Here is a 635-nt window from a genome sequence, read left to right on the forward strand (position 1 = left end):
GAAATTATGCTATACAGAAATATTGAAGAACAAATAACAAGAAGGGCTACACCACCGGCCACACCTGTCCAGAATATTCGCTGCTTTTTTTTATAAATGAGTTGATTTTCTTTGCATGACTCAGCGATACAGTCTAACTGTGCAGGCGTTATTTCCGAGACGCGCAAACGTGAATATTTTGATTCAGGTAAAGACGACAATATTTCTCCAAAAAATGTCTCAGTGATAACGCAGTCACTTCCACTAATGATGATGCCGTCCATAATGATCAACAAATAAACTTGTTCGTCGCCCGCCATAAAGTGATAAAGGCCATCTCCGTAAAGTTTTCTGAGATGAACAGCAAAAGATTCACAACCCGGCGCTGTCTTTATGGAATAGCCAACGAGCTCGTTTGTCGTTATGTCATCCTGAACACGGTAAACATACATACGATGACTCCGACGTATATTTACCATCCATCGCATATATCCGGCGTCCATATTTTCATGGTTTGAGGAGTCCCAAATTAACCCCGTCAATATATTGTTACGCGACAACGTATTTAACATGATGTCCGTCTCCAATCGTTAACGGTTCAAAGGTGCCCGGTAATAGTCAATACCCACCACCATGACGACAGTATTTTCATTGTC

1 protein-coding gene is annotated in these 635 nt (G+C 41.3%); it reads right to left on the reverse strand.

Going from position 1 to position 635, the window contains the following annotated elements; translation table 11 throughout:
- On the reverse strand, positions 1 to 431 hold a 431-nt coding region (locus AC1DUO_RS25990; RefSeq protein ID WP_477989618.1), incomplete at its 3' end, for a pilus assembly protein.
- Positions 432 to 635: the final 204 nt, after the last annotated feature.

It is taken from the genome of Rahnella sp. P4_A8, assembly GCF_056402435.1.